Genomic DNA, 836 nt, shown 5'->3' with positions numbered 1-836 from the left:
GATGATGCCGTTGTGGACGACGGCGACCTTGCCCTCGGCGTCCAGGTGCGGGTGGGCGTTCACGTCGGACGGGGCGCCGTGGGTGGCCCAGCGGGTGTGGGCGATGCCGGTGGTGCCCTTGAAGCGCGCCGGGACCTTGGCCTCCAGGTCGCGGACCCGGCCCTTGGCCTTGACCGTCTTCAGGGTCCCCGTCTTCGGGGAGGTCACGGCGATGCCCGCCGAGTCGTAGCCGCGGTACTCCAGGCGCTGGAGGCCCTCGAGCAGCAGGGGGGCGACCTCACGCCTGCCGATGTAACCGACGATTCCGCACATACAGGTATGTTCCTAGCCGTAGACGATGCGGCGCAGCTGCCGGAGCGAGAGCTCGGGCGGCGCCACCGCGCGGTATCTCAGGTCCGCCTCGATCCGTNNTTCACCAGGCCCTGGGCCTGGAGCTCGCGGTGGCGGCGACGGACGTACTCCTCGGTCGTCTCGTCGAAGTAGGCGAGCACGTCCTGGATCACACGCAGCGCCTCGCCCCGGCTGAGGGGCGTGGACCGCGTCAGATGATCGACAAGTTCGTCGTGCACCCGATGATCCTGGAGTACCGGCGATGGTTTCGCAAGAAACGTGCCCGATTTCGGGCAGGCCTCGCCGGGTGGCTCTTACATGCCCCGCCCGGTGGCTCTTACATGCGCTTCAGGATCGCCTGCTTGGCGAGGGTGAACTCCTCGTCGGTGAGGACCCCGGACCGGTGCAGCTCGCCCAGCTCCCGCAGCCGGCGCAGCAGCGCGTCGTGATCGTCCTCGGCGGGGCCGGGCGGCGCGGGCCGGCCGGACTCGGGGGCGGGCGGGGCC

General features: G+C 70.5%; 1 protein-coding gene and 2 pseudogenes. All 3 read right to left on the bottom strand.

Annotation, left to right across the window (positions count from 1 at the left end; all coding sequences use genetic code 11):
- Window positions 1-312, bottom strand: a pseudogene (locus CCN29_RS32330) (glutamine--fructose-6-phosphate transaminase (isomerizing)); the annotation flags it as partial.
- A 12-nt stretch (window positions 313-324) separates the two neighbouring features.
- Window positions 325-569, bottom strand: a pseudogene (locus CCN29_RS32325) (hypothetical protein).
- Between the two features lie 98 nt (window positions 570-667).
- On the bottom strand, window positions 668-836 hold a 169-nt coding region (locus CCN29_RS32320), incomplete at its 5' end, for an SHOCT domain-containing protein (protein ID WP_143661445.1).

It is taken from the genome of Streptomyces pseudogriseolus (genome assembly GCA_002154585.1).
Taxonomy (GTDB): domain Bacteria; phylum Actinomycetota; class Actinomycetes; order Streptomycetales; family Streptomycetaceae; genus Streptomyces; species Streptomyces pseudogriseolus.
This window is presented reverse-complemented; position numbering and strand designations above follow the sequence as displayed.